The organism is Stenotrophomonas sp. CASM101 (assembly GCF_049384845.1).
GTDB lineage: Bacteria > Pseudomonadota > Gammaproteobacteria > Xanthomonadales > Xanthomonadaceae > Stenotrophomonas > Stenotrophomonas hibiscicola.
Genome location: NZ_JBMRFR010000006.1, coordinates 39,890 through 65,552 on the forward strand (window position 1 = coordinate 39,890; position 25,663 = coordinate 65,552).

18 protein-coding genes are annotated in these 25,663 nt (G+C 66.4%); 9 read left to right on the forward strand and 9 right to left on the reverse strand.

Annotation, left to right across the window (positions count from 1 at the left end):
• Nucleotides 1-13: 13 nt before the first annotated feature.
• Nucleotides 14-670, forward strand: coding sequence for a response regulator (locus VG543_RS10980; protein WP_010480821.1), 657 nt, complete (start codon nucleotides 14-16; stop codon nucleotides 668-670).
• Between the two features lie 45 nt (nucleotides 671-715).
• Here VG543_RS10980 and VG543_RS10985 read toward each other — a convergent pair whose 3' ends face one another.
• The 4 genes from VG543_RS10985 to VG543_RS11000 form a co-directional block, all read right to left on the reverse strand.
• Nucleotides 716-2,074 carry a GlcNAc-transferase family protein gene (locus VG543_RS10985; RefSeq protein ID WP_423178545.1) on the reverse strand — a complete coding sequence of 453 codons (1,359 nt, stop codon included), beginning with the start codon at nucleotides 2,072-2,074 and terminating at the stop codon, nucleotides 716-718.
• Nucleotides 2,075-2,132: 58 nt separating this feature from the next.
• The gene (locus VG543_RS10990; protein WP_143566365.1) at nucleotides 2,133-2,450 is read right to left on the reverse strand and encodes a hypothetical protein; all 318 of its coding nucleotides are present in this window, start codon (nucleotides 2,448-2,450) and stop codon (nucleotides 2,133-2,135) included.
• An 874-nt stretch (nucleotides 2,451-3,324) separates the two neighbouring features.
• On the reverse strand, nucleotides 3,325-5,973 hold the full coding sequence (locus VG543_RS10995; protein ID WP_423178546.1) for a PAS-domain containing protein: 2,649 nt from the start codon (nucleotides 5,971-5,973) through the stop codon (nucleotides 3,325-3,327).
• A gap of 66 nt (nucleotides 5,974-6,039) precedes the next feature.
• A complete protein-coding gene (locus VG543_RS11000; protein WP_111098062.1) occupies nucleotides 6,040-7,209 on the reverse strand; it encodes an OprO/OprP family phosphate-selective porin in 1,170 nt (389 codons plus the stop codon).
• A gap of 328 nt (nucleotides 7,210-7,537) precedes the next feature.
• Between VG543_RS11000 and VG543_RS11005 the strand changes: the two genes are divergently transcribed.
• Together VG543_RS11005 and VG543_RS11010 are read left to right on the forward strand one after the other, a co-directional pair.
• Nucleotides 7,538-8,881, forward strand: a complete 1,344-nt coding sequence (locus VG543_RS11005) for a dicarboxylate/amino acid:cation symporter (RefSeq protein ID WP_021204354.1) — start codon at nucleotides 7,538-7,540, stop codon at nucleotides 8,879-8,881.
• Between the two features lie 229 nt (nucleotides 8,882-9,110).
• A complete protein-coding gene (locus VG543_RS11010; protein WP_423178547.1) occupies nucleotides 9,111-11,402 on the forward strand; it encodes an NADP-dependent malic enzyme in 2,292 nt (763 codons plus the stop codon).
• 423 nt (nucleotides 11,403-11,825) lie between these two features.
• Here VG543_RS11010 and VG543_RS11015 read toward each other — a convergent pair whose 3' ends face one another.
• Nucleotides 11,826-12,569, reverse strand: coding sequence for a basic secretory protein-like protein (locus VG543_RS11015; RefSeq protein ID WP_423178548.1), 744 nt, complete (start codon nucleotides 12,567-12,569; stop codon nucleotides 11,826-11,828).
• Entirely contained in the window at nucleotides 12,566-15,910 is a 3,345-nt protein-coding gene (locus VG543_RS11020; RefSeq protein WP_423178549.1) for a GH92 family glycosyl hydrolase, read from the reverse strand. The genes VG543_RS11015 and VG543_RS11020 overlap by 4 nt, the downstream gene beginning before the upstream one ends.
• A gap of 418 nt (nucleotides 15,911-16,328) precedes the next feature.
• Between VG543_RS11020 and VG543_RS11025 the strand changes: the two genes are divergently transcribed.
• The 4 genes from VG543_RS11025 (at nucleotide 16,329) to VG543_RS11040 (ending at nucleotide 19,621) form a co-directional block, all read left to right on the forward strand.
• Complete coding sequence (locus VG543_RS11025) at nucleotides 16,329-16,526, forward strand: zinc-finger domain-containing protein (protein WP_005410967.1); 198 nt, start codon at nucleotides 16,329-16,331, stop codon at nucleotides 16,524-16,526.
• A gap of 15 nt (nucleotides 16,527-16,541) precedes the next feature.
• Nucleotides 16,542-17,657 carry a glycosyltransferase gene (locus tag VG543_RS11030; RefSeq protein ID WP_423178550.1) on the forward strand — a complete coding sequence of 372 codons (1,116 nt, stop codon included), beginning with the start codon at nucleotides 16,542-16,544 and terminating at the stop codon, nucleotides 17,655-17,657.
• Entirely contained in the window at nucleotides 17,638-18,969 is a 1,332-nt protein-coding gene (locus tag VG543_RS11035; protein WP_423178551.1) for an O-antigen ligase family protein, read from the forward strand. The genes VG543_RS11030 and VG543_RS11035 overlap by 20 nt, the downstream gene beginning before the upstream one ends.
• A gap of 202 nt (nucleotides 18,970-19,171) precedes the next feature.
• Complete coding sequence (locus VG543_RS11040) at nucleotides 19,172-19,621, forward strand: REP-associated tyrosine transposase (RefSeq protein ID WP_423178552.1); 450 nt, start codon at nucleotides 19,172-19,174, stop codon at nucleotides 19,619-19,621.
• A 108-nt stretch (nucleotides 19,622-19,729) separates the two neighbouring features.
• On the opposite strand, the gene VG543_RS11045 is transcribed toward VG543_RS11040, so the two are convergent.
• On the reverse strand, nucleotides 19,730-20,647 hold the full coding sequence (locus VG543_RS11045) for an LpxL/LpxP family Kdo(2)-lipid IV(A) lauroyl/palmitoleoyl acyltransferase (protein WP_423178553.1): 918 nt from the start codon (nucleotides 20,645-20,647) through the stop codon (nucleotides 19,730-19,732).
• Nucleotides 20,648-20,707: 60 nt separating this feature from the next.
• Here VG543_RS11045 and waaA point away from each other — a divergent pair, with 60 nt between their 5' ends.
• Together waaA and VG543_RS11055 are read left to right on the forward strand one after the other, a co-directional pair.
• Nucleotides 20,708-22,006: a lipid IV(A) 3-deoxy-D-manno-octulosonic acid transferase gene (gene waaA, locus VG543_RS11050; protein ID WP_058983546.1), complete on the forward strand. Its 1,299-nt coding sequence runs from the start codon at nucleotides 20,708-20,710 to the stop codon at nucleotides 22,004-22,006.
• Nucleotides 22,007-22,231: 225 nt separating this feature from the next.
• Nucleotides 22,232-23,458, forward strand: a complete 1,227-nt coding sequence (locus VG543_RS11055) for an amino acid transporter (protein WP_423178554.1) — start codon at nucleotides 22,232-22,234, stop codon at nucleotides 23,456-23,458.
• A 66-nt stretch (nucleotides 23,459-23,524) separates the two neighbouring features.
• On the opposite strand, the gene VG543_RS11060 is transcribed toward VG543_RS11055, so the two are convergent.
• Nucleotides 23,525-24,883 (reverse strand): TolC family outer membrane protein, encoded by a 1,359-nt coding sequence (locus VG543_RS11060; RefSeq protein ID WP_005419128.1) that lies wholly within the window; start codon nucleotides 24,881-24,883, stop codon nucleotides 23,525-23,527.
• A gap of 16 nt (nucleotides 24,884-24,899) precedes the next feature.
• The gene (locus VG543_RS11065) at nucleotides 24,900-25,547 is read right to left on the reverse strand and encodes a protein-L-isoaspartate O-methyltransferase family protein (protein WP_019662052.1); all 648 of its coding nucleotides are present in this window, start codon (nucleotides 25,545-25,547) and stop codon (nucleotides 24,900-24,902) included.
• Nucleotides 25,548-25,663 lie beyond the last annotated feature (116 nt).

Below are 25,663 nucleotides of genomic sequence, written 5' to 3' on the forward strand. Positions count from 1 at the left end.
GTACAATGGCGGCATGAGCGAATACACCATCCTGATCGCCGATGACCACCCGCTGCTGCGTTCGGCGGTGGTGCAGTCGTTGCGGCAGAGCCTGCCGCTGGCGCAGGTGCGCGAAGTCGCCAGCGCCGAGGCATTGGCCGAAGCGCTGGATGCCCACCCGGATGTGGACCTGGTGCTGCTGGACCTGACCATGCCCGGCGCGCACGGTTTCTCCGCGCTGCTGCACGTGCGCGGCTCGCATCCGGACATTCCGGTGGTGATCCTCTCCTCCAACGACCATCCGCGGGTGATCCGCCGTGCCCAGCAGTTCGGCGCCGCCGGTTTCATCCCGAAGTCGGCCCCGGCTGAGACCATCGGCGAGGCCGTGCAGGCGGTGCTCGACGGCGGCCTGTGGTTCCCGGCGATGGCCGCCGAACGTTCCGAGGCAGACGCGTTGCTGGCCAGCCGCCTGGCCCAGCTGACCCCGCAGCAGTTCCGCGTGCTGCTGTGCCTGGCCGATGGTCTGCTGAACAAGCAGATCGCCTACGAGCTGGGTCTGGCCGAGAACACGGTGAAGGTGCACGTCACTGCGATCCTGAAGAAGCTCGAATGCCATAGCCGCACACAGGCCGCGGTGCTGGTGAAGGCGCTGGAGCCGGAAGGCGACCCGCGGGCAGGGATGGACGGCTGATCAACGCAGGGCGTTCAGACGGAGATCTTCTGTCTGGCGCTGTTGTCAGAGAAGGACCTCTTCAACGAAGATCGAAAGCTGATGGTCCGTCAGCGCATCGTCGCTGCGCACGTGTACCAAATAGCGGACCGGCAGTTGGTCCAGCGGTGCCCTGAGTGTGTCGAAATACTGGACTTGGCCTTCTCTTGAAAGAGATTTCAGTTCGGACTTGGACAACTCGCGGGTTGACTGCCTCACGCCATCCGACGAGTAGGAAGAGACAAGCACCGAGGCCGGAAATGAAGGGCAGCGGGTTGCGCAGGAAATGTGGACTCGCATTGAGCGGAAGTAGACGAGACTCCGCTTCCATTCATTCTCTTCAATGGTCTCTGACAAGCGGACTGGCTCTTGCACAGTAAGTGATTGCTTGTGAACTGCTCGAAGTCGAAAGTTGATCCCGGTGTGTCGCTCGTACTGACGCAGTGTGCGCTGTGAGCCCAGTCCAAAAATTCCAAAGTCTTCCATCTCAGATCCCGTAGGAAGGCCGACCAGAGCGAGTGTCTTTCGTAGCGCCGCGCTGGAACGATCTTCAAGTGTCATGGAGGTGGCGGAGTTGGCTGCTGGCGGTTCTGACTGGTCGTCCCACACCTTTCGGGCATGGTTGTCGTACTGATGCCACAGCAGCGGCGCATATGGATGATAGAACTCATATCCCTTCGTGAACGCGCGTATGGATGTTGCGATTTCTTCCGTGCAGAAGAAATGGTCAGGATCGCTCATTACTTCCTGTGTGAAGGCCCCATCCGAGAAGATGAATCCGCCGGCTACGAACTTCGCCTTGAATGCAATCTCACCATGAACGGGCGCGGGGAGACGGACAGATCGAAATCTGACGACTCCGGTTGGTGAGAACGAGTCGAAGATGATGGCGGCGGTGTACTCCTGCCTCCCCAAAGGATAGGTGTCAGGATCGAAGCTGGGGGGGTATCCTGTTAGAAGTGGCCTTGGTGAGTGCACCCTCAGACGCTCGAGTAGGCTCTTCATCTTGAAGTCCCATTCACCGGAAAAGCGGTGGTGCGAGTCGATCTGAAGGTTGTAGTGCTCACCCCGGTAGCGCCGCTGGGCCAGGTTTCTGGCCCAGCCGCATCCCTTGGAGTGAATGTAATCAATGTCGATCAACTCGATGTTTGCACCATGTATCCGTAAGAAATGGACTGTAGTGCCTTCTTCGGTTGCTGTATGGGTCAATTCAAATCCGTTCGCTTCGAACGACTGGATGTCCTGTTCGGATCCGTGTTGCCAGCAGATGACAACGCGCAGCAGGAATGGCGACTTAGCATTTTCTATCATGTCCTTCAACGTGGGTAACAGCTGAGGGTCTCGATAGCTTGGTATCTGTACAAAGATGGTTCTTTCCAGATTCATCAGGGGTGCGAGCTCCTCGTGGCCTTACGCACTGGAACGCTTCAGCTTGGTTGAAGGATTAGTTGCCGCTGATCGAATTCATCACTGGATCGGTGGAGAATATGAATCTGTTCTCGTATCCAGAGCCAAGATTCTCAGACGCTTCGGCGTAGCTGTAGGTGGGAGAGGATTGGTCTGACGCAAGCCTGCGGCCCCAGGCTTCATGGTCGGCATTGCTTTTGGCCCGAGCGATGCCGATGCAGATGCTAAGGCCGCATGACAGGCGCTCCAGTTGGGCGTCCTCACCCATCGCGCGTGTTATTGAGGATCGATAGTGCTTGGCTAGATCTTGTGCCTCAGTGCTGGTTGCAGCGTCCTGGGTCATGCGGTCGATCACGTCTGATGTGCTTCTGCCGGAGCGTAGAAGGTCTGCGGCAACTTGACTTGAGATTCCGCCCTCGAAGATGAGTGCAGATTCTGATTGGAGATGCTCGAGTGAGGATGCTACGCGACGGGAGGTTGCTGTCGAGTTGTCTGTTCTTGATCGCACAACCAAGGGCTTTGTGCTGAGATCGCTCGATATGACTTGATTGATTTGTGCGTCTGCCGCGCTCGTATTGAGAGTAGTGTTGGCATCTGATGCTCTGTCATCGGTACATCCTGCGCAGCACATGCATAGTAGTGTTGCAGCGATCAGATGTGAGATATGTATGATGGAGCTGGGCACGTGATTGGAGCTCACTGTGGATCCTCGGTCGCGGGCTATGGGTGTCAATCAATAGGGCAATCAAAAGGACCATTGCAGTCCGGTGGTCGGGTTGTCTGGAATACTGTCCTTACGCGTCCGCCACAGCAATCCGTAACTTTCCAGGCGCCGGCAGAGTCAACATTGACGACACAGCTGTTGGTGCAGCGATATCTGACACCATTGAAGGTCGTTTCACTCTCCGCATTTGCTTCGCCGGTTGCCAGTGCCAGGCCAGCTGCAAGAACAACGCTACCCAGTGAATGCTTGTCCATTCTTCGCCTACGGTGTGGTCGGCCGATCGGCCGGGGAAGAAGATATTCCATGCTTCAGTAGCGCCGGTCTGTCAGGAGACTGCTTGTCTTTGCTCGGAATTTGTCCATGCTTTACGCATCTACGTCGCCCGTCTCGCTCCTTCTCACTTTGCGGATCTCACGCGAAGGGGCGTAGGCATTCGGTACGGGATCAGCCGGGAGCGACCCTGCCCGCGCACCGGCACGGCGGTGCCCCACATGGCAAAGCGGTATTACCCCCGATGCCGCAACAACATCTGCGTCATCAATGCCCGCAACGCGGGCGGTCGCACCGGCTTGAGCAGGAATCCCCAGCCTTTCTCGGCGGCATGCGCCTTCAGTGCCTCGTCACGCTCGGCGGTCACCAGGATCACCGGCGGGCGCACCTTCCACAGCGTGCACAGCGCTTCATACAGGTCCGGTCCGTGCCATTGCCCCATGCGCACGTCCAGCAGCAGCAACTGCGGTACGTTCATTGCACTGGCGATTTCCAATGCACCCTGCGGGCCATCGGCGAGTTCCACCTGGCAGCCCCAGCGTTCCAGCAGCGCACGGGTCGCCGCACAGACGTGGGGATCATCGTCGATGCTCCACACCCGGCACTTTTGCAGTGGGCTGTCATCGGAGGGTTCGCTCGCGATGACCGGCGCTGCGGCAGGTGCGATCACATCGTCGGCGCGACCGAGTGCCACGCTCACGGCGAATACGCTGCCCTTACCCAGGGTGGAACGCAGGCTGATGCAGTGGCCGAGCAGGCGGCCGATGCGTTCGACGATGGCCAGGCCCAGGCCGGCGCCACGTTCCTGCTCCACACCATCGTTCAGGCGACGAAACTCTTCGAAGATCTCACCCTGCAGGCTTTCCGGAATGCCCGGGCCCTGGTCGTGTACCTCGATGCGCAGCTGGTCGCCCGCGCGCCGACAGCCGATCAGCACGCGTCCCTGTGGTGTGTAGCGCAGCGCGTTGGACAGGAAATTCTGCAGGATACGGCGCAGCAGCGCTTCATCACTGATCACCACTGCGCGGGTGTCCACCCAGCCAAGTTGCAGGCCGCGGCTCTGTGCGGCGATGCCGAACTCACGCGCCAGGGTCTCCAGTAGCGGCGAAATCGCAAAGGCGCGCACACGTAGCTGCAACGATCCTGATTCCAGCCGCGAGATATCCAGCAGGCTGTTGAGGATCGCATCCTGCGCGGCCAATGCAGCATCGATGTGGTCGCTGGTCTGTTGCTGCGCCGGGTCACTCAGCTTGCCGCGCAGCACCGAGACGAACATGCGCGCCGCGTTGAGGGGCTGCAGCAGGTCGTGCACCGCCGAGGCGACGAAACGGGTCTTGTAGCGGTTGGCCTGTTCGGCTTCGCGGCGTGCTTCGTCCAGGTCGCGGGTGCGTTCGGCGATGCGGTGTTCCAGCGCATCGGCCAGCGAGCGTAGTTCGCGCGCGGCATTCTTGTAGCTGGTGATGTCGGCATAGCTGGTGACGAAGCCGCCGTCAGGCAGCGGATTGCCACGGATCTCCAGCACCGTGCCGTCGTCCTTCTCGCTCTCGCGCATGTGCGGGCGGCCGCTGCGCAGGTGGTTCAGGCGACGCTCGATTGCTTCATCGACGGGGCCCGGACCGAGCAGGCCACGGCGTGCGTTGAAGCGGAACAGTTCCTCGATCGGCCGGCCCACGCGGACCAGGTCTGCCGGGAACCGGAACAGTTCCAGATAGCGCGAATTCCACGCGACCAGGCGCAGTTCGCGGTCGATCACCACCACGCCCTGCGGCAGGTGTTCGAGGCTGCGGCTGAGTCCGCTGTCGGCGTCGGTGGCCGCCTGCAGCAGGCCATCCTGTGCGGTGCGCAGTTCCTGTGCGTGCTGCTTGAGCAGGGTTTCCAGTTCGCGGCGGCTGCGCAGGCGATGCTTGGCCAGGCGTCGGCGCTGCTGCACGAACAGCACCAGGAAGCCCAGCGCCAGCCACGCGGCACCGCCGGTGAGTGCGGCCGCGCGGCCGGCGGCGGTGGCGGCGCTGGCGTCGTGCAGCAGATGCAGGTTCCAGCCTTCGGCGGGCAACGGCAGGCTTTGCCACAGCATCGGCTGCGGCAGTACGGGATCGAGCAGGCGCACCATGCGGCCACCATCGGCAAGCACGTCTTCAGTACGCGCGCGCAATGGCTGCAACGCGCGGTCGGCGTATTGGCGGGCGTCCAGCATTTCGCGGCGCTCATCGGCGCCCAGCGGGCGCAGCAGGCGGTAGCGCCAGCTGTCACGGTTGGCCAGGAACACCACGTCATGGTCGTCGCTGGCCAGCACCACGTCCGGGCTGCTCAACCATTCCTGTTCCAGCGCCGACAGCTCGACCTTGATCACCACCACGCCGAGCCGCTTGCCACCTTCCTCGATGGCCTGCGACAGGTAGTAGCCGGGTACGCCGGTGGTCATGCCGATGCCGTAGAAGCGGCCGCGGCCCTGCGCCAGTGCCTGCCGGTAGTAGGGGCGGTAGCTGTAGTTCTCGCCGACGTTGCTGGTCGGCTGGTCCCAGTTGCTGGCCGCCACTGCCACGCCGTCGTGGCCGACCAGGGTCAGGGTCGAGGCACGGGTGACTTCATTGGCGCGTTGCAGCTTGAGGTTCAGCCGCTGCTGTTCGGTGGGCGAGGGCGGCACACGCAGGGCGTGCAGCAGATCCGGATCCAGCGCCAGTACCTGCGGCAACGTGCCGAAGCGGTCGATGCGCTGCTGCAGGCCCTGGCCGTACAGCTGCAGCTGGCGTTGCACCTGGCTGCTTTCCTCGCCGAGGGCGCGCCGCCAGGCGTAGTGGCCGGCGGCGACCGCACACAGCACGGTCCCACCGACCATCACCAGGAGGGTCAGCAACAGCATCCGGTGGCGGCTGAGCCAGTACATGGCGGCAGTCTACGCAGGGCCGGCGGGCGTGACGTGCACGCCCGCCGGGGTCTGACGTGGAAGGGGTCAGAAGTGCATCTGCGCGCGCAGTTCGAAGATCTCCGGCGTGCTGTGCACACCGCGACGGCTGGCGTCGACCTTCACATAGTTGGCCTGGAACTTGAAGTGGCTGGTCAGGTACCAGTTCGCGCCCAGGGTCAGGTCGTGCTGGCGGCCACCAAGGATGCTGCCATCGTCGAGGTCCAAGCGGCTGTAACGGGCCACCAGTTCCACCGCGCCGTAGTCGTGCGCCGGCTTGATGTTGGCCACGGCACCTGCGTTGTACGGGCGCGACTCGCCGGTCAGCACCCAGCTGGCCATCGCGTACTGGCCGCTGCCGGTGTAGTCGGGCTTGCCGTCATGGCGGGTGACCGTGGCGCGCAGGGCTTCGGCCTGTAGCGAGAACGGGCCGCGGATCCAGATGCCTTCCAGGCCGGTGCGGCGGATCTGGTCGGCGGTGACCAGCGCGCCGGAATCGACATAGCGGATGTCGGTCAGGCCGGCTTCCGGGCGTGCACGCAGGCGCGCGCTGGCCTCGTGGTGCACGTCACGGCCATCGCTGTAGCCGCGCGGATTCTCCTGCGAATAGGCCAGGCCCAGGTGAATCACGTCACCCGGCGCCTTCACCGGGGTCCACACCGCACGCACGGCCTGGGTGGTGCCGGGGTTGTCACCCTGCAGGTCCTTGCCGCCATAGGCGCCGGCCTGCAGCAGGTACTGCGGGCGCTCCAGCACCCATTCCACGCCGGTGCGGCGGCCGGCGTAGAAGGCCTGCACGGGCAGCGCGGTTTCCAGGAAGCTGCCGGCGCGCGAAGAGGTGTTCGCGTCCAGGCCGACCGGGGTCTTCATGTAGCCGAAGCGGAAGCGGCCGATGTCGCGGCCGAAGAAGGCCTTGCTTTCAAAGCGCACGAACACGTCCAGCCAAGTATCGGACTGGAAGTCGTAGTAGACCATCGCGTCGTAAACGCCCTTCTTCTTCAGCGTCGCACCGAACTCCTTGCGACGCACCGCGTCGTCATCCTCCAGGCCACTGCCCGAGGAGAAATCGTTGTAGTCGTAGGCGATGTTGGCGGTAGCGGCCAGTTCGGTGCCGTCGCCGAAGGCGTACTTGGTCGGCCAGTTGTCGAAATCGGCGGCCGAGGCGAAGGCGGGAAGGGCGGCCAGCGACAGGGCCAGCAAGGTGGGATTCGGGCGCATGTTGGGTGCGGCTCTCTCGGATTGCGTGTGGACAGGACAACAACGGCCGCAGGGGCCGAAACTTTCGCAAGGACGCGCCCGGCCGTTCAGCCCGGGCCACCGGCCTTCCCGTGTCTGGGCGGTGTGGCGCCAGTGTAGGCACCTGCGCCACCTGAACCGGGGGGCTAGTACCAATAGGTTATCTGCGCCGACGTGCCCAGCGCGTACAAAGGCGTCCATTGGTCGCACCTCCTGCGCGTGCAGCACAGGGCGATCAGTTTCCACGGTAGCGGTTCCCGTGCAGTCCCGGGGCCGTACGTGCCTGAAAACGCCCCTTCCGGAGTCCGCCATGCACATCCCGACCGCAGCCCCGGCGCCTGCAAAGCCGTTGCCGATCTATCGCCAGCTGTACTTCCAGGTGATCGTGGCGATCGTCCTCGGCGCCATCCTCGGCCACTACGAACCGTTGGTGGGCGAAAAGATGAAGCCGCTGGGCGATGCCTTCATCAACCTGGTGAAGATGATCATCGCACCGGTGATCTTCCTGACCATCGTCACCGGCATCGCCGGCATGACCCACCTGCGCACGGTGGGCCGGGTGTTTGCCAAGGCGATGGCGTACTTCCTGTTCTTCTCCACGCTGGCGCTGATCGTCGGCATGATCGTGGCGCACGTGGTGCAGCCCGGCGCCGGCATGAACATCAACCCGGCCGAGCTGGACCAGACCGCGGTGCACAGCTACGTCGAAAAGTCGCATGACCTGACCCTGGTCGGCTTCCTGATGGACATCATCCCGAAGACGCTGGTGAGCGCCTTCGTCGATGGCAACATCCTGCAGGTGTTGTTCATCGCGGTGCTGTTCGGCATCGCGCTGGCCTCGGTGGGCGAGAAAGGCAGGCCGATCGTGAACTTCCTGGAGGCGCTGGTCGCCCCGGTGTTCAAGCTGGTGCACATCCTGATGAAGGCCGCCCCGATCGGTGCCTTCGGCGCGATCGCCTTCACCATCGGCAAGTATGGCGTCGGCTCACTGATCAACCTGGCCTGGCTGGTGGGCTCGTTCTACCTCACCGCCTTCCTGTTCGTGGCGGTGATCCTGGGCCTGGTCTGCCGACTGTGTGGCTTCTCGGTGTTCAAGCTGGCGCGCTACCTGAAGGCCGAGCTGCTGCTGGTGCTGGGCACCTCTTCGTCGGAGTCGGCGCTGCCGTCGCTGATGGAGAAGATGGAACGCGCCGGCTGCAGCAAGTCGGTGGTGGGCCTGGTGGTCCCGACCGGCTACTCGTTCAACCTGGACGGCACCAACATCTACATGACCCTGGCGGCACTGTTCATCGCCCAGGCCACCAACACCGAACTGACCCTGGGCCACCAGATCGCCCTGCTGCTGGTCGCGATGCTCAGCTCCAAGGGCGCGGCCGGTGTCACCGGCGCCGGTTTCATCACCCTGGCCGCCACCCTGGCCGTGGTGCCGGAGGTGCCGGTGGCCGGCATGGCGCTGATCCTGGGCGTGGACCGCTTCATGAGCGAATGCCGCTCGCTGACCAATTTCATCGGCAATGCGGTGGCCACCGTGGTGGTCTCGCGCTGGGAAGGCGCGCTGGACCGCAACCGCCTGCAGCTGGCGCTGGACGGCCGCGAGAGCGAACTGCCGCCGCCGGTCGATGCGCTGCCCGAGGCGCTGCCGGCCAAGGGCTGATCCAGGTGTGTGGTACCGCGGGGCCGGCCACGACAGTGGTACGGCCCCGCGGCGTTTCAAGGCGTCCCATGACTGTCATGGGCAACGCCGATGCTGGTCTGGGGCCCCGCCGCATACGGCACGGAATTGTGCGGTCGCAGCATGGCTGCGACAGGATAGCGACAGGTCCAGACGCTCCAACGGGGGTATGATCCCCTGTCCCTTCTGCCCATTCATGTAACCCACATCGATGTCCAACGAAGATTTCAAACAGGCCGCCCTCGATTACCACCGGATGTCCCCGCCGGGAAAGATCAAGGTTTCCGCTACCAAGCCCATGCTGACGCAGCGCGACCTGTCGCTGGCGTATTCGCCGGGCGTGGCGTATGCCTGTGAAGCGATCAAGGCCGACCCGCAGCAGGCCAGCGAGCTGACCGCCCGCGGCAACCTGGTGGCGGTGATCTCCAACGGCACCGCGGTGCTGGGCCTGGGCAACATCGGCGCGCTGGCCGGCAAGCCGGTGATGGAAGGCAAGGGCGTGCTGTTCCAGAAGTTCGCCGGCATCGATGTGTTCGACATCGAAGTGGATGAAACCGACCCGGACAAGCTGGTCGACATCATCGCCTCGCTGGAGCCGACCTTCGGCGGCATCAACCTGGAAGACATCAAGGCGCCGGAGTGCTTCGTGGTCGAGCGCAAGCTGCGCGAGCGCATGAAGATCCCGGTGTTCCATGACGACCAGCACGGCACGGCGATCATCGTCGGCGCAGCGGTGCTCAACGCCATGGCGATCACCGGCAAGAAGATCGAGGACGTGAAGCTGGCGACCACGGGCATGGGCGCCGCCGGCATTTCCTGCGTGAACATGCTGGTGCAGCTGGGCCTGAAGCCGGAAAACATCCTGGCCTTCGACCGCGAGGGTGTGATCCACACCGGCCGTACCGACCTGGACCCGGAAAAGCAGCGCTATGCGCGCGATACCGGCAAGCGCACCCTGGCCGAGATCGTCGACGGCGCGGACATCTTCCTGGGGCTGTCGGCACCGGGCATCCTGACCGCCGAGATGGTCAAGACCATGGCCCCGGATCCGGTGATCTTCGCGCTGGCCAACCCGACTCCGGAAATCATGCCGGAAGTGGCGCGCGCCGCCCGTCCGGACGCGATCATCGGCACCGGCCGCTCGGACTACCCGAACCAGGTCAACAACGTGCTGTGCTTCCCGTACCTGTTCCGTGGTGCGTTGGACGTGGGCGCGACTGCGATCAACGAGGAAATGAAGATCGCCTGCGTGCGTGCCATCGCCGCGCTGGCGCGCCGCGCGGCCACCGACATGGGCTCGGCCTATGGCGGCGAGACCCCGAGCTTCGGCCGTGAATACCTGATCCCGCGTCCGTTTGACCGCCGCCTGCTGGTGGAGCTGTCGGCCGCCGTGGCCCAGGCCGCGATGGACTCGGGCGTGGCTTCGCGCCCGATCGAGGACATGGGCGCCTACCGCGACAAGCTGGCCCAGTTCGTCTACCGCACCAGCCTGATGATGAAGCCGGTGTACGACCGCGCGCGCAGCGACAAGCAGCGCGTGGTGTACGCCGAGGGCGAAGAGGAAGTGGTGCTGCAGGCGGTGCAGAACGTGGTCGATGACGGCCTGGCGCATCCGATCCTGATCGGCCGCCCGGAAGTGATCGAGTCGCGCATCGAGCGCCTCGGCCTGCGCCTGAAGATCGGCGAGAACGTTGAAGTCACCAACATCAACGACGACCCGCGCTTCAACGAGTACTGGCAGTACTACCACGGCCTGACCGGCCGCCGTGGCGTGACCGTGGCTGCGGCGAAGAACCTGATGCGTTCGCGCCCGACCCTGATCGCAGCGGTGATGGTGGCCCGTGGCGAAGCCGATGCGATGCTGACCGGCATCGTCGGCCGCTTCCACAAGAAGCTGGGCTACGTGCGCAGCGTGCTGCCGCTGGAGCCGAAGGTCACCTCGACCTCGGCAATGACCGGCGTGATCAACCAGCAGGGCGTGTTCTTCTTCGTCGATACCCACGTGCAGGAAGATCCGACCGCCGAGCAGCTGTGCGAGGCGACCCTGCAGGCGGCGTACCGCATGAAGCTGTTCGGCATCGAGCCGAAGGTGGCGCTGCTGTCGCACTCCAACTTCGGCAGCCACGATTCGAAGGATGCGCTGAAGATGCGCCAGGTGCGCGAGCTGCTGCTCAAGCGCAACCCGCGCCTGAACGTGGATGGCGAAATGCAGGGCGACACCGCATGGGATGAAGCGCTGCGCCAGAAGCTGCTGCCGGGCTCGACCCTGCAGGGCCGTGCCAATCTGTTCGTGCTGCCGAACCTGGAAGCGGCCAACATCGCCTACAACCTGGTGCGCGTGTTCACCGACGGCGTGGCGATCGGCCCGATCCTGATGGGCGTGAACAAGCCGGTGCACATCCTGACCACCAGCGCGACCTCGCGCCGGATCCTGAACATGACCGCGATTGCAGCGGTCGATGCGCAGATCAGGAAGCAGCTGGAAGCGGAAAAGAAGGCATAAGCCTTCTTTCCGGTTCGATCGCAGAAACGCGCCCTACGGGGCGCGTTTCTGTTTGCGCAAAGCGGACACGGGTAGTGCCGGCCGCTGGCCGGCAACCGCAATGATGTCCAGGCACGCGACGGCAGCCGGCCAGCGGCCGGCTCTACCCCGGTCTGTGCCACACGCGCTACGCCGCCCGGTCATTTCCCTGCAACGCCGTTGCGGCCCAATACGCCCACGCGGCCCGGCCGTGGGAAGGGACCGGACCGGCCTTCCCACCCTGGGCCCGACCAACTTTCCACGGGCGAGGGTGTCATGCGCAATCGAGTGACGCGGCGGTACTTCCAGCAACTGTTCGCGCTGTACGCCGGTTTCGTGCAGTCGCGCTGAGGCCGCGATGCGGTAACGCCGGGCAATGCCGGCGAACGTAAAGTGCGTTGGGGCTCAGCGCCGCTTGCCGCGGCGCGTTGGTGCCGGCGGCGGTGCATCCGAACGCGGCTTGGCATACTGCGTCCACAGCGCAGGCAGTGCCTTGCCGGTGTGCTTCTGCCACAGCGCCGGTGCATAGCGGCCGTCGCGAAGGGCCTTGTCCAGTGCCAGCACCAGGCCCGGATGTTCGGCGTCGGCCCATTTCAGAAACGCACCGGTGACCCGGTAGCCGCTGTCGAAGTTCTGCCCCTTCTCGACCTTGCCCGGCAGTGCCCAGCCCGCAGCGGCATTGTCCATGCCGTAGCGGTCGCGTGCGTAGTCGGCGATGCCCTCCACCAGCCAACCCGGCACCCGTGCGTCGCCATAGCCCGGATAGCCCTGCACGATGTGCATGGCCTCATGGGTGACCAGGTCGATGTCGTTGGGGTGCTGCGCAAGCCAACCCGGGTTGATGGTGATCGTTGCGGCCTGGTCCTTGTCACCGACGAAGGCGATGCCGGTGTAGGCCGGGTCGATCACGATGCGCACCATCGCCGGCGCGGCCGGGTGGAAGTCCGCACGTTCGCGCAGGTAGGCGAAGAAGAACGTATCGATCACCCGCTTGCGCTGCGGCGCGGCCAGGGCGCCACGGGCGTCCTGGTAGTTCAGCGTCACGCCGTCGCGGGTCAGCTGCGTATCGAACGCCTGGGTCTGGCCGAAACTGGAGAAGGACAGGGCAACAAGGGCCAAGGGCAGAAAACGGAAGCGCATGCCGCTCATTGTACGGTGCCGGCCGCCAGCAGTTCGATCTCCGCCAGCGGCAGTCGTCCCGGTGCCGCCAGGCGCAGGCGGTATTCGCTGTAGCGACCGGGTTTTGCAATGCGGAATGGACGGGTCTGGCGGGCGGATTCGAAGTCTTCGCCGCTGCGCTGGTCGAGCACGGCCCAGCTGCCGCTGCCGTTGCGCGCCTCCAGTGTCCACTCACCGCCCTGGATACGGCTGTCACCGCTGGTCAGCGTGTACATCGTCGGGGTGCCCTCAGCCAGGCCGGCCAGCGCGATGGTTGCACCGCCGCCCAGGCCCACCGTCGTGCCGGCATCGTCATCGACCAGCGCGGGCAGGGCGCGGCCATCGGCCAACGTCGCCTTCGCGCCGCTGCCGAGCAGGTCGTGCAGCAGCTGCGGGCGCTGGCCGCGTGAGGTCAACGAGCGCGGCACATCATCCACGCCACTGCCCCAGCGCGAGGGACGGGGGCCCATCACGAAGTCGAGGGTCGCGCCCTTGGCGATCAGCTCGTGCGGCACCCAGGTCTTCGTCCACGGTTTGCCGTTGATCGTCAGCGACTGCACGTAGACGTTCTCACGCGAGTTGTTGGCCGCGTTCACGGTCAGCACGGCACCACCCTGCAGTTCCACGCGCGCATGTTCGAAGGCTGGCGAGCCGATCACGTACTCCGGTGCGCCCATGCGCAGCGGGTACAGGCCCAGCGATGCCAGCACGTACCACGCCGAGGTCTCGCCGTTGTCCTCGTCACCGGGACAGCCCTGGCCGATCTCACTGCCCACATACAGCCGCGACAGGATCTCGCGCACATGCTGCTGGGTCTTCCACGGCTGCCCGGCGTACAGGTACATCCACGGGATGTGGTGCGCCGGCTGGTTGCTGTGCGCGTACATGCCCATGCGCACGTCGCGCGCTTCGGTCATCTCGTGGATGGTGCCGCCATAGGAGCCGGCCAGTGCCGGGTCGGCGGTTTCCGGCGTGGCGAAGAAGGCATCCAGCTTCGCCGCCAGCTTGTCGCGGCCACCGTACAGCGCGGCCAGGCCTTCGCCATCGTGGGCGGCGGTGAAGGCGAAGGTCCAGCCATTGGATTCGGTGTAGTCGTGGCCCCATACGCGCGGGTTGTAATCCTTGGCGTCCACGCGCCAGCGGCCATCGGCCTTGCGGCCCTGGAAGAAGCCGGCGGCCGGGTCGAACATGGTCGCGTAGCTGGCGGCGCGATAGCGGAAGTACTCGGCCTCGGTGCTGTAGCGCTCGCGTGCAGCCGGCGTGGTGGCGCGCTTGGCCAGTGCATCGGCCATGTTGGCGATGCCGAAGTCATTGAGCGCGCCTTCCATCGTCCATGACATGCCTTCGTGCACGTCCGCGCTGGCGTAGCCACGGAAGGTCGAACGGTCCATGCCCTTGCGGCCGACATGACGGTCGGGCGGGACCACGGTCGCGTTCTTCAGCGCGGCGGCGTAGGCCTCGGCCGGATCGAAGCCGCCGATGCCCTTCAGCCAGGCATCGGCGAAGGCCACGTCCGAGCTGGTGCCGACCATCAGGTCGGCGTAGCCCGGCGACGACCAGCGCGCGATCCAGCCGCCGGCGCGGTACTGCTCGATGAAGCCTTGCACCAGCTGGCCGGCATCGTCGGGCGTAAACAGCGCATAGGCCGGCCAGGTGGTGCGGAAGGTATCCCAGAAGCCGTTGTTGACGAAGACCTTGCCGTCGCGCACGGCCGCATAGCTGCGGGTCGCGCTGCCATCGGTGTTGTCATCGCTGGCGCTGGCCTGGTTGGCGTAGCGCCAGTCGGGTAGGGCCGCGCTGCCCACGTTTTCATGGCCGGAGTTGGGGTACAGGTACAGCCGGTACAGGCTGGAGTACAGCGTGGTCTTCTGGTCGTCGCTGGCGTTGCCGATGTCGAAACGGGCCAGGCGCGCGTCCCATGCATCCTGCGCACGGCTGGCCACGCTCTCCAGCGTATCGGCAGCGCTGATTTCCAGTGCCAGGTTGTGCCGCGCCTGCTCGACCGAGATCAGCGAGGTGGCGATGCGCATCGTCACCCGCCGGTCGCTGCCGGCGTCGAACTTGATGTAGCCGGTCGGGCGGCCGGTGTCGAGGCGGCCGCTGCTGCGCCACGGCTTGTCGAAGCTGGCCACCACGTACATGCGGCTGGCACCGTTGGACAGGCCGCTGCGCGTATCGGTGTAGCCGGACAGCGTCTGCGTGGCGGCGTCCAGGGTCAGGCCACCGCGCGCATCGACATTGTCGAACAGCAGGTTGGCGTCGCCGCCCTCGGGGAAGTCGAATCGGAACAGTGCGGCATGATCGGTCGGCGCGATGGCGGCAGCGATGCCATTGTCAAAGCGCACGTCGTAACGGTACGGGCGGGCGCTTTCGTGGCGGCGGTCGAACGACAGCGCGCGTTTGCGGCGGTCGGCGTCCGGCGCGCCACGGCTGGCCGAAGGCATCACCTGGAAGGTCTGGCGGTCGCCCATCCACGGGCTGGGCTGGTGGCTCAGTGCCAGCGCCTGCAGCTGCGGGCGGTTCTGCGCATCGTTCTGTTCGTTCCAGCGGTACAGCCAGTTCAGTGCGCCGGCGTCGGTCACCGGGGTCCAGAAGTTGAACCCGTGCGGCACCGCCGTGGCCGGGAGGTTGTTGCCGCGCGAGAACGTTCCGTTGGCCTGGGTGCCGCGTGTGGTCAGCACCCAGTCCGAGACGCGCTGCGGCTGCTGGCGCGGTTGGGCATCCAGGCGCACGTCATCAATCCAGCCAGAGACCGGCGCGCCCTCGGCACTGGCCACCTCCAGCTCGATCGCCACCACGCGGCGGCCCTTCAGCGTGGGCACGTCGCCCAGCCGCACTGCCTTGCGGGCCCATTGTTGCGGGTACAGCGTCTTCGATTCGCCCTGCGCGCGTGCGCCGATCGCCACGCCATGCTGGTCGCGTGCCGCACCGGCCGAAACGCGGCTGCCATCGTCCAGCAGCAGGTCCAGCGATACATAGGTCGAGGCGACGGTGTCCTTGCCGACGATTTCCGGCAGCACCAGCCACGACAGCGTGGTATCGGCCTCGATGGGCAGGTCGGCCTTGAACAGTTCGCGCCGCGCGCTGCCGCCTTCGCTGCTGTAGCGCAGCGCATGCAGGCCGCTGTAGCCGGCGTTGCGCTTGGCGGCGTAGGGCGCGGCTGGTCCATTGCCGATCGTGACCTGTAGCGCACCGGTGGCCTGCGCCGGTACAGGTTCGCCCGGTTCGAACGAGGTCTGCAGCCCCTGCGCCCGCGCCGGCATCGCAGTGGTCGCACAGGCCAGGGCCAGGGCGAGCGGAAGCAGGGCGCGGCGCGGATCGGACAGGGTCATGCAAGGGTCTCCCGGAAGGGCTGGCGGCGGGCGAACCCGCATCGGCGGACACCACGGACAGCATCGCTCCGCCCGCCAGGCTGGCAGTGGAAGAGGCGATGCCGGTCCGGTGGGGGCGGGCCATGCGATCGGGTTGGATTGGGTGGGTCGGGGTGCGACCTGGCCCGATCCTGCAACAGCCGCCGCGCGCTGGCAAGTGCCATTTAGTTCGATCCAAATGCGGGAAATATCGCTGGAGTCGATTCTGGCGAGCGAACCTGCCGGAACGACCGCGAAATCCCCGGAGTCGCCGCCGCCCGGCGTGCGGTGGGGAGATGCGAGGCATCGGCGGCGGCGTGCAAAGGCGCGTTGCGGGGCAATGTCGTTGCGGCCCAGATGCTAGAATCACGGGCCTCGCAACCCGTTCACCGAATCCGCCATGAGCCATACCGCCACCGCGCCCGCCAACGCCGAGAAGCGCTACACCGTGCACCGCAGCGATCTGCCGTTGAGCTGCCCGACCCCGGAAATGGCGCTGTGGAACTCGCATCCGCGCGTATACCTGCCGATCGAGGACGAGCCCAATGGCGAAGCGCAGTGCCCGTACTGCGGTTCCGTGTTCGTGCTGGCCGACTAAACGGCGGCCTTTTCGATGCGCCGATTGACCGTGGTGCAGTTGCTGCCGGCGCTGCACTCCGGCGGTGTCGAGCGCTCGACCCTGGAAATCGCTGCGGCCCTGGTCGCTGCCGGCCATCGTGCGCTGGTGGTCTCCGCCGGTGGCCGCCTGGTGCAGCCCCTGCTCGATAGCGGTGCCGAGCACCTCACCCTCGACATCGGCCGCAAATCGCTGCTGACGCTGCGCCACCTGCCGACCCTGCGCCGCCTGTTCGCTGAAGTCGGCGCGGACATCGTGCACGCCCGTTCGCGGCTGCCGGCATGGCTGGGCCTGTACGCGATCCGTGCCATGCCCGCCGCCCAGCGCCCGCACTGGGTAACCACCGTGCACGGGTTGAATTCGCCCAGTCGCTACAGCGCGGTGATGACCAGCGGTGAACGCGTGATCTGCGTGTCCAACACCGTGCGCGACTACGTGCAGCGGCACTATCCGACGGTACCCGAAGCGAAGCTGCAGGTGATTCCGCGCGGCGTCGATGTCACACAGTTTCCGCGCGTGGCCCGCGCCGACCGCCGGCCACGACTGGCGCTGGCAGCCGACTACCCGTGGCTGGCGCAGGTTGGGGGCCCGCTGCTGCTGCTGCCGGGGCGGGGCACCCGGCTGAAGGGACATGCCCATGCGCTGCAATTGCTCGCCGATGTACGTGCAGCTGGTGTGCCGGCACAGCTGTGGATGCTGGGCACCGATGAACCGGGCCGCGAAGCCTACGTGGCCGACCTGCGCCGGCAGGCCACTGCCTTGGGCGTGACCGACGCCGTGCAGATCAGCACGCCGACCGCGCGCATCGCCCAGGCCTATGCGGCCAGCGATCTGGTGCTGCAGCTGTCGGACAAACCGGAAGCGTTTGGCCGCACCGTGGTCGAGGCGCTGTCGGTCGGCCGCCCGGTGCTGGGCTGGGACCACGGTGGCGTCGGCGAACTGCTGCGGCAGCTGCAGCCCAGCGGTACGGTGCCGCTCGGCGACGCGCGCGCGCTGGGTGAACGTGCGCTGGCCCTGCTGGCGCAGCCGCCGTCCCTGCCGACCCGCATCCCGTTTACCCTGCAGGCCATGCAGCGCGATACCCTCCGCCTCTATGCCGATCTCGCCGGCTGACCCCGCTGCCATCGTGCGCGACGACCGTGCCGGGCGCTGGGCGCCCTGGTGGGTGCTGGCGTACGTGGCGATGTGGCCGCTGCCGGGCATTGCCGAAACCGTGCTGGGCCTTGGCGCGGTCTATGCTGCCGCGCGCATGGTGATGCGCCGGCTGCAGCGCCGCCCGCACCTGTTGAGCACGGCGGCGTGGGCGCTGACCTCGATCCTGTTCCTCGGCTATTGGCTGCCGCAGGCGTTCTCGGCGTTTGATGCAATCGATCCGGCAGCGTCGTGGACGAAGGCGGCTGCCGGCCTGCGCTACCTGCCCTTCATGTGGCTGGTGGCGATCGCGGTGGCCACGCCGGAACGCAGGCGGCTGACCTTCGGCGGCCTGGCCCTGATCACCGGCGCATGGACGCTGGATGCGCTGGTGCAGGCGCTGGCCGGAACCAGCCCGTGGTTCTGGTCGCTTGAGCAGCTGAAGCTTGCGGTGAGTGGTCACGCGTTGTGCCCGGCCACTGAGGCGGCCGTGGTCGATCGCCTCAGTGGCGCACTCGGGCCGTGCAACCTGAAGTTCGGCCAGGTCCTGGCCAGTCTCTCACCGTTCCTGTTGTTGCCGCTGGCGCGTCGCTTTGGCAATCCGGGTTGGGTACTGGCCGCGGCGGCGCTGGGCTGCGTGCTGCTGCTGGCCGGCTCGCGCGCGTCGTGGATCACCTTCGCGCTGGTGCTGGCCTACAGCGGCGTGCGCCAGTTCGGTGTGAAGCGGATGCTGCTGCTGGCGCTGCTCGGCGTGCTGGGCGCCGGCGTGCTCACCGCGGGCGTGCCGCAGCTGCGCGAACGCCTTGCGCGTACCGCGATGGCGTGGGATGGAAGCGAACGCGGTGTCGACGAGGCACTGTCGGGGCGCGCGCGTATCTGGGAAGCCGCCGTCTGCATGATCGAAGAACACCCGTTCAACGGCGTCGGCGCACGCGGTTTCCGCGATGCCTATCCCGCCTGCGTGGCCGAAGAGGGGCTGGCGGTATGGGGGGATGCTCCCGCCCTGCACGCGCATCAGATCGTACTGGAAATCCTGGCAGAAACCGGGGTGATCGGCCTGCTGCTGTGGCTGGCAGCCGTGGCCCAGGCCTGGCGGGCCTGGCGCTATGCACCGACGGCCGCGCGTGACCGGGCCCGCCCTGCGATGCTGGCGCTGGCGGTCACCGTGTTCCCGCTCAACACGCATCTGGCGTTCTATTCCGCGTTCTGGGGCGGCCTGACCGTGCTGCTCGCTGCCTTGTTCGCCGGCAGCCTGCTGGCGCGGGAATCGGACGACGCGCCGCCGCTGCTGTGATCGACCATCCACGCATGGCGTGGCTCTACTGCACGTACCGAACGAATGTCGCCGCGGTGGATCCACGCCATGGCGTGCATGGGACGATCATTGGGCGCATGTCGCCATAGTAGATCCACGCCATGCGTGGATGGGGCTTTCCCGACGCAAATGCGCGCCAACCTCCACTACCCGTGCCTCCCTGTGTATCGCACGCTGGGCCATGGCCAGCCCCAGACTCCGCTACGGTCGGTATTCCCGAACCGGCAACGTGTACTCATTGACCACGGCAACCCTTGGCCGTGAACCGTTATTCGCCGATGCGGCGAACATGGCGATCCTGATCGACACCCTGCGCCTCGTCGAGCGTAGGGGCTTCAGCCACAGTCTCGCCTGGGTGGTGATGCCTGACCATCTGCACTGGCTGATGGAACTGCGCGGAGGAACCCTGGCCGAGTGTATGGCCCTGCTCAAATCACGCAGCAGCCGACTGCTGAACCGGCGATTGGAGCGACGAGGGGCGCTGTGGCAGCACGGTTACCACGATCATGCCGTACGCAGCGATGAATCCCTTCATGAGAAGGCGATGTACATCCTGGCCAATCCGGTCCGTGCGGGCCTGGCCGGCACGTTGGGTGAGTACCCGCACGCATGGTGCCGTTGGCCGTTGTAGGTGCCGGCACCCGGATGTAGAGCATCCACGCATGGCGTGGATCTACTTCAGAATGCTCCGCGTCATCAAATTCACGCCATGCGTGGACGAAACCCTCCCGCCCCACCGTTACTTGTAGAAATCACTCCGACCGCCGGGCTGGCGCTTGAAGCGGCGGTGGATCCACAGGTACTGGTCGGGAGCCTCGCGCACCATCGCTTCGATGGCCTGGTTGACCCGCGTGGTATCGGCTTCCACATCCTCGCTGGGAAAGTTCTCCAGCGGCGCGCCGATCTTCAGGAAGTACTTTCCGCCCTCGCGGCGGTGGAAGTACGGAATCACCGCGCAGCCGGTCATGCGCGCCAGCTGGTGGGTGGCCGTAATAGTGGACGCGGTATGGCCGAAGAACGGGACGAACACGGTGTCCTTGCCACGCATGTCCTGGTCCGGCGCATACCAGAGAAAGCCGCCCTTCTTCAGGTGGCGCACGGTCGCGCGGATGTCCTCGTTGGCGAACATCGCCTTGGCATAGCGCAGGCGGCCGAACTTCACCGCCCACTCGTACACCGGGTTCTTGTGCTTGCGGTACATGCCTGAAAGATCGACGTAGTCGCACAGCAGGCGGCCGCACATCTCCAGGGTCATGAAATGGCCGGACACCAGCAGTACGCCGCGGCCTTCGGCCTGCATCCGCCGCAGATGTTCCAGGCCTTCGATCTGCACCTGTGGGCGGATGCGGTCGATGCTGCCCCACCACGCGCGGATGCACTCGAGCACGCCCACACCCAGTGCGTCGAAGCTGTCGCGCACCAGGCGCTGGCGCCAGGCTTCGTCCTTTTCCGGGAAACACAGCCGCAGGTTGACTTCGGCGGCGCGACGGCGGCTGCCGAGCAGGCGCCAGCTGATCCAGCCCACGCCACGACCGAGCGCACGCTGCAGCATCCACGGCAGGCGGGCGATGGCGAAGGCGCCGAGCATGGCGGCGAACATCGGCCAGTTGCGGGGATCGCGCAGCGACGGACGGACGGCGGTGGTGGCATCGGACATGGCGCCATTCTACCAACCCGGCAGCGTGTCTTTCCCGGGGGGCTCCCGTATCCTTGCCGCATGCGCAAAGACCCTGCCGAATGGATCCTGCGCGGCCTGTACTCGGCCGTGCTCTACATCCTGCTGCCGATCACCGTGTACCACCTGGTCTGGCGCGGTTTCCGGGTCCGTGAATACTTCCGGCGCTGGGACGAGCGCTATGCCTCGTATCCGCAGCCGACCGGCCAGCCGCGGGTCTGGCTGCATGCGGTCTCGGTGGGTGAGGTCAATGCCGCCGCGCCGCTGGTGAATGCCCTGCGCCAACAGCGTCCGGACATCCGCTGGGTCATCACCACCATCACGCCGACCGGTTCGGAGCGCGTGCGTGCGCTGTGGGGGGACGCGCTGGACCACGTCTATCTGCCGTACGACGTGCCGGGCAGCGTCAACCGCTTCCTCGGCCACTTCCAGCCCAGCCTGGCGCTGATCCTGGAAACCGAGCTGTGGCCGAACATGCTGTTCGGCTGCCGCGACCGCCATATTCCGGTCTATATCCTCAACGCCCGCCTGTCTGCGCGTTCGCTGCGCGGTTACCGGGTGCTGGCGGCGCTGATCCGCCGTGCGCTGCGCACGGTCACCTGCGTGGCCGCGCAGTCGCAGGACGACGCCGCGCGCTTCGTGCAGCTGGGGGCGGCGCGGGAACAGGTGCAGGCCCTGGGCAACCTCAAGTTCGATATCGCCACGCCGGATGTGCAGGGCTTCGTCGAGCAGTTCCACGCCTGCGTGCCCGCCGGGCGCCCGGTGTGGATCGCGGCCAGTACCCATGATGGCGAGGAGCAGGCGGTGATCGACCTGCATCGGCGCCTGCGCCAGCAGCACCCCGACCTGTTGTTGCTGTGGGCGCCGCGGCACCCCGAGCGCTTCCCGAAGGTGGAGGCGCTGGCGCGCGAGCAGGGCTGGAGCGTGGCGACCCGTCGTGCGAAGCAATGGCCCGAGGCCGGCACGGATGTATTCGTCATCGACACCCTGGGCGAGCTGATGCCGTTCTATGCCTGCGCGCAGGTTGCCTTCGTCGGCGGCAGCCTGCAGCCGATCGGTGGCCACAACCTGCTGGAACCGGCGGCAATGGGCACTGCGGCTGTGACCGGCCCCCACCTGCACAACTTCGCCGAGATCTCCCGCCGCATGCGTGAGGCCGGTGCCTTGCTGATCGGCGATGACGTGCAAGCGGTGGGTGACCTGCTGCAGCACCTGCTCCAGGACCCGCAGGCGCGCGAGGACATGGCGCGGGCAGGCTGCACGTTGATCAGCAATGGCCGTGGCGCTTTGCAGCGCACGCTGGCCCTGGTCGCGCCACATCTGCCGCCGCCGCGCGGCTGAGTCCACCGGCCGCACAGGCCTGCGCCCAGTCCGTCGACTGACGTGATCGACTGCATCAATTCTGCTTAGCGGGCGGAGTTCTGTCGCGACAGAACCGGGTGCGCGTCGCTGGGCGTGTCTGCGGTCACATCGCGGCGTGCACGGCAAGGATTCTGATACCGCCCTTCGGCGCAGGCTGCCAGCCTGCTGTCGACCGCGCTTGGACGGATATCAAGGGAGCTTGCGATGGATGGGGGCAGCAGGCCGGAGGGCATCGGTGATGCCCGGCCCGGCATGGAGCATCTTGCAGTGGTGGCGCTGACGCTGCTGCTGGGGGGCAATGTCGTCGCGCTGATCGGCCAGCACACGGCGGCCGAGGCTGGGCCGGCCATCGTGCTGAGCCTGTTGCTGGCCGCACTGGGTACGATGCCACTGCTGTATTGCCTGCACGCCCTCAACCAGCAGCTGCCGGCTGTCGATGGCCTGCAGGGAGTGTTGCGTGCGTGCTGGGGCCGGGCATCCGCCGGTGTGCTCGGCGGCGCGCTGTTGTTGGAACTGGTGGCGACCATGGGTGGCGTGGCGCAATCGCTGGCCCGTCATCTGCGTGCACTGCTGGCCTATTGTGGCGTCGAGGCCGACTACGCGGTGCCGGGTCCGCTGATGGCCAGCCTGGCGGTGCTTCTGATTGGTGTGGTCGGGTTGCTGCCGTGGCGACGAATGGTTCTGGTGGCGTGTGCGCTGTTGACGATGAAGATCGGGACCGGCCTGCTGCTGGTGGCACTGGCAGCCCGTTACATGCACTACGCGCACTGGATTCCCTGGCTGCCGGAGGCGACGGCTCCCTATCGCTTTGGGCTTGGTGGTGTATTGGCGGCGAGCGTGCCGCTGCTGGGTGCGTTCGCCAGCGTGGGCCTGGCGGTTGGATTTCCCGGCTTGGGCGGGCAGGTGAAGGCGCGCCAGTCGCGGCTGCTGGCGGGCATGTTGCTGCTGGCCATGCTGTTGCTGATCGTGGTCGCTGCATTGCAGGCCGGGCTGGTCGAGTTCCCTGCATTGGACAGCACGCGACCGCTGGCGGTAGCCCTGCAACCGCACCCGCAGCTGCAGTGGCTGATGCCGTTGCTGCCGCTGGCCGGCGCGGCCGGATTGGCCGCGCTGCTGCTGGTGCTGCTGCGGGTGGGCCTGAGCTTGGCGATGCAGCTGTGGCCGGCACGGCATGACGAAGCAATCGGCATGCATGTGCGGGCGGTGCCGGTCGCGTTGATTCTGTCAGCGGCGGTGCTGGCTTTCGGCGTGCCCGCGGGCATCCTGCCGGTGCTGCCCGGCCCGGTCGTGCTGGTGGTGATGGCCGCCCTGTGCCTGGCCGTACTGCGCGGGCAGTCACCGTTGGCACGTGGCCTTGCGCTGCTGGCGCCTGTGGCCGCCGGACTGTGCATGCTGGCCGCCATCGGGTGGCTGCGGGCCTGGCCCGGCTGATGGCCGTGCATCGCGCACAAAAAAGCCACCCTCGCGGGTGGCTTTTCGTTGCCGGCAGGCGACGGCTCAGTGCGTCGTCGTTGCCGGATTGCCCGCGTCCTGGGTCAGCAGGCGGTTCACGTCCTGCAGCTCGGCCACGTCCAGTGCGCCCAGCGACTGGCTCAGCAGCAGGCGGTTCTGCAGGAAGGTGTAACGGGCCTGGGCGTAGTCCAGCTGCGCCGAGAACAGGATGCGCTGGTTCTGGATCACATCCAGCACGGTACGGGTGCCGACCTCCAGGCCGACCTGCGAAGCGTCGTACGCGCTCTGCGCCGAGACCACCGCCAAGCGGCGGGCTTCCACTTCGCTGATGCCCTGCACCAGGGTCTGGTAGGCATTGCGGGTATTGCGGTCCAGGGCACGCTTCTGCTGCTCGTAGCCGTCCTGGGCGATGTCACGCTGGGCCAGCGCCTGGCGCACGCCGGACTGGGTGGCACCACCTGAGAAGATCGGCACGCTCAGGGTCAGGCCGATGCTGTTGGTGCGTGCGTCCGGCGACAACGAGCCGGCGCCGGTGCTGTCGCCCCAGGTCGCGCTCTTGCCCCAGCTGCCGCCCAGCGACAGGGTCGGGTAATGGCCACCGCGGGCAGCCTGCACGCCAGCTTCGGCCGCACTGACCTTCAGCTCCTGCGCCTTCAGCGCCGGATTCTGGGTGGTGGCCTGCTGCACCAGCTCATCGATGTTGCCGCGGTTGGCCGGCACTTCCGGGCGGAAGTCCGCCGGCAGGCCACGCAGGTTGGTCACCGGCTGGCCGGTCAGTTCGGTCAGGGCCTGGTAGTTATCGGCCAGGGTGTTCTGCGCAATGATGGTGTTGGCACGCGCCTGGTCGTACTGGGCGCGTGCTTCGTGCACGTCGGTGATCGGCGCCAGGCCCACTTCCAGGCGCTTGTCGGCGAAGTCGAACTGCTTCTTCGCGGCCGCTTCGTTGGTCTGCGCGGCGTTCAGCGATTCGATCGCCACCAGCACGTTGAAGTAGGCCGCCGAGGTGCGCACGATCAGGTTGTCGTTGGCCGATTCGAGGGTGAAGTCCGCCGCCTTGCTCAGCTCACGCTGCGAGCGCAGGTTGTTGATCTGGGTCCAGTTGAACAGCGTCTGGCTGCCGTCGATCGTGTAGGTGCGGCGCTTGTTGGTGAACGAGCCGGAGTTGGCGTCGGCGTTCGGCTCGCTGCGCGTGCGGTTCAGCGCGGCCTGGCCGTTGATCTGCGGCAGCAGGGCGGCACGCGCCTGCACGGCGCCTTCCTTGTCGTACAGCCGGGTCGATTCGGCGGCCGACAGCTGCGGATCGCCGTTGCGGGCCATTTCGTAGACCTGCAGCAGGTCGGCGGCATGGGCGGACAACGGCAGCAGGGCAGTGGCCAGCGCAACAGCGAGGGATCGGCGGATCATTGCGGCTTCCTTGGACTCAGAGGTGGAACTGGGGGGCCGGGGCGGCACCACGCAGGTAATCGATATCGGTCTCGAACAGGGACTCGGAGCTGCCGTCGGCCTTGACCAGCAGGGCCTCCATCGCCGGCGAGCGGCCGTGGATCACGAACAGGCGGCCACCCGGACGCAGCCACGAGGCGAACTGTGACGGCACCACGTCGACCGCACCAGTGACACAGATCACGTCAAAGCGGCGTTCGGTCTGCCAGGACAGGGCATCGGCCACTTCCACGCGGACGTTGCTGCCCAGGCCGGAAGCGTCCAGGCGGGCACGCGCGGCGGCGGCCAGCTCCGGGTCGATTTCCAGGCTCAGCACATCGCGCGCCAGCGCGCCGATGCAGGCGGCCAGGAAGCCGCTGCCGGTGCCGATTTCCAGCACTTCGTCACCCGGCTGCAGGTCCAGCGCCTGCAGGGTACGGCCCTCGATGACCGGCTTCATCATCTTCTGGCCGTGGCCGATCGGCAGTTCGACATCGGCGTAGGCCAGTGCCCGGTGTGCATCGGCGACAAAAGCCTCGCGCGGCAGGCGGGCCAGGACGTCGAGCACCTTGATGTCCAGCACGTCCCAGGGACGGATCTGCTGTTCCACCATCAGTTCGCGGGCGTGGGCGTAATCAATCGTCATGAGGTTCAAATCCAGCGCAGTGGGCCGGCCATTTTACCGGTCCCGGAGGCCGGCGGCGCGCCCAGAGCATCAGCTGCCGGGGGCCGGGGTCGCAGTGCCGGAAGTCATCGCGACCT

Bases quoted from the DNA above. Each gene is read 5' to 3' on its own strand.
- VG543_RS10980 (WP_010480821.1), top strand. From the start codon at position 14: ATGAGCGAATACACCATCCTGATCGCCGATGACCACCCGCTGCTGCGT.
- VG543_RS10985 (WP_423178545.1), bottom strand. From the start codon at position 2,074: ATGAATCTGGAAAGAACCATCTTTGTACAGATACCAAGCTATCGAGAC.
- VG543_RS10995 (WP_423178546.1), bottom strand. From the start codon at position 5,973: ATGTACTGGCTCAGCCGCCACCGGATGCTGTTGCTGACCCTCCTGGTG.
- VG543_RS11000 (WP_111098062.1), bottom strand. From the start codon at position 7,209: ATGCGCCCGAATCCCACCTTGCTGGCCCTGTCGCTGGCCGCCCTTCCC.
- VG543_RS11005 (WP_021204354.1), top strand. From the start codon at position 7,538: ATGCACATCCCGACCGCAGCCCCGGCGCCTGCAAAGCCGTTGCCGATC.
- VG543_RS11010 (WP_423178547.1), top strand. From the start codon at position 9,111: ATGTCCAACGAAGATTTCAAACAGGCCGCCCTCGATTACCACCGGATG.
- VG543_RS11015 (WP_423178548.1), bottom strand. From the start codon at position 12,569: ATGAGCGGCATGCGCTTCCGTTTTCTGCCCTTGGCCCTTGTTGCCCTG.
- VG543_RS11020 (WP_423178549.1), bottom strand. From the start codon at position 15,910: ATGACCCTGTCCGATCCGCGCCGCGCCCTGCTTCCGCTCGCCCTGGCC.
- VG543_RS11025 (WP_005410967.1), top strand. From the start codon at position 16,329: ATGAGCCATACCGCCACCGCGCCCGCCAACGCCGAGAAGCGCTACACC.
- VG543_RS11030 (WP_423178550.1), top strand. From the start codon at position 16,542: ATGCGCCGATTGACCGTGGTGCAGTTGCTGCCGGCGCTGCACTCCGGC.
- VG543_RS11035 (WP_423178551.1), top strand. From the start codon at position 17,638: ATGCCGATCTCGCCGGCTGACCCCGCTGCCATCGTGCGCGACGACCGT.
- VG543_RS11040 (WP_423178552.1), top strand. From the start codon at position 19,172: ATGGCCAGCCCCAGACTCCGCTACGGTCGGTATTCCCGAACCGGCAAC.
- VG543_RS11045 (WP_423178553.1), bottom strand. From the start codon at position 20,647: ATGTCCGATGCCACCACCGCCGTCCGTCCGTCGCTGCGCGATCCCCGC.
- waaA (WP_058983546.1), top strand. From the start codon at position 20,708: ATGCGCAAAGACCCTGCCGAATGGATCCTGCGCGGCCTGTACTCGGCC.
- VG543_RS11055 (WP_423178554.1), top strand. From the start codon at position 22,232: ATGGATGGGGGCAGCAGGCCGGAGGGCATCGGTGATGCCCGGCCCGGC.
- VG543_RS11060 (WP_005419128.1), bottom strand. From the start codon at position 24,883: ATGATCCGCCGATCCCTCGCTGTTGCGCTGGCCACTGCCCTGCTGCCG.
- VG543_RS11065 (WP_019662052.1), bottom strand. From the start codon at position 25,547: ATGACGATTGATTACGCCCACGCCCGCGAACTGATGGTGGAACAGCAG.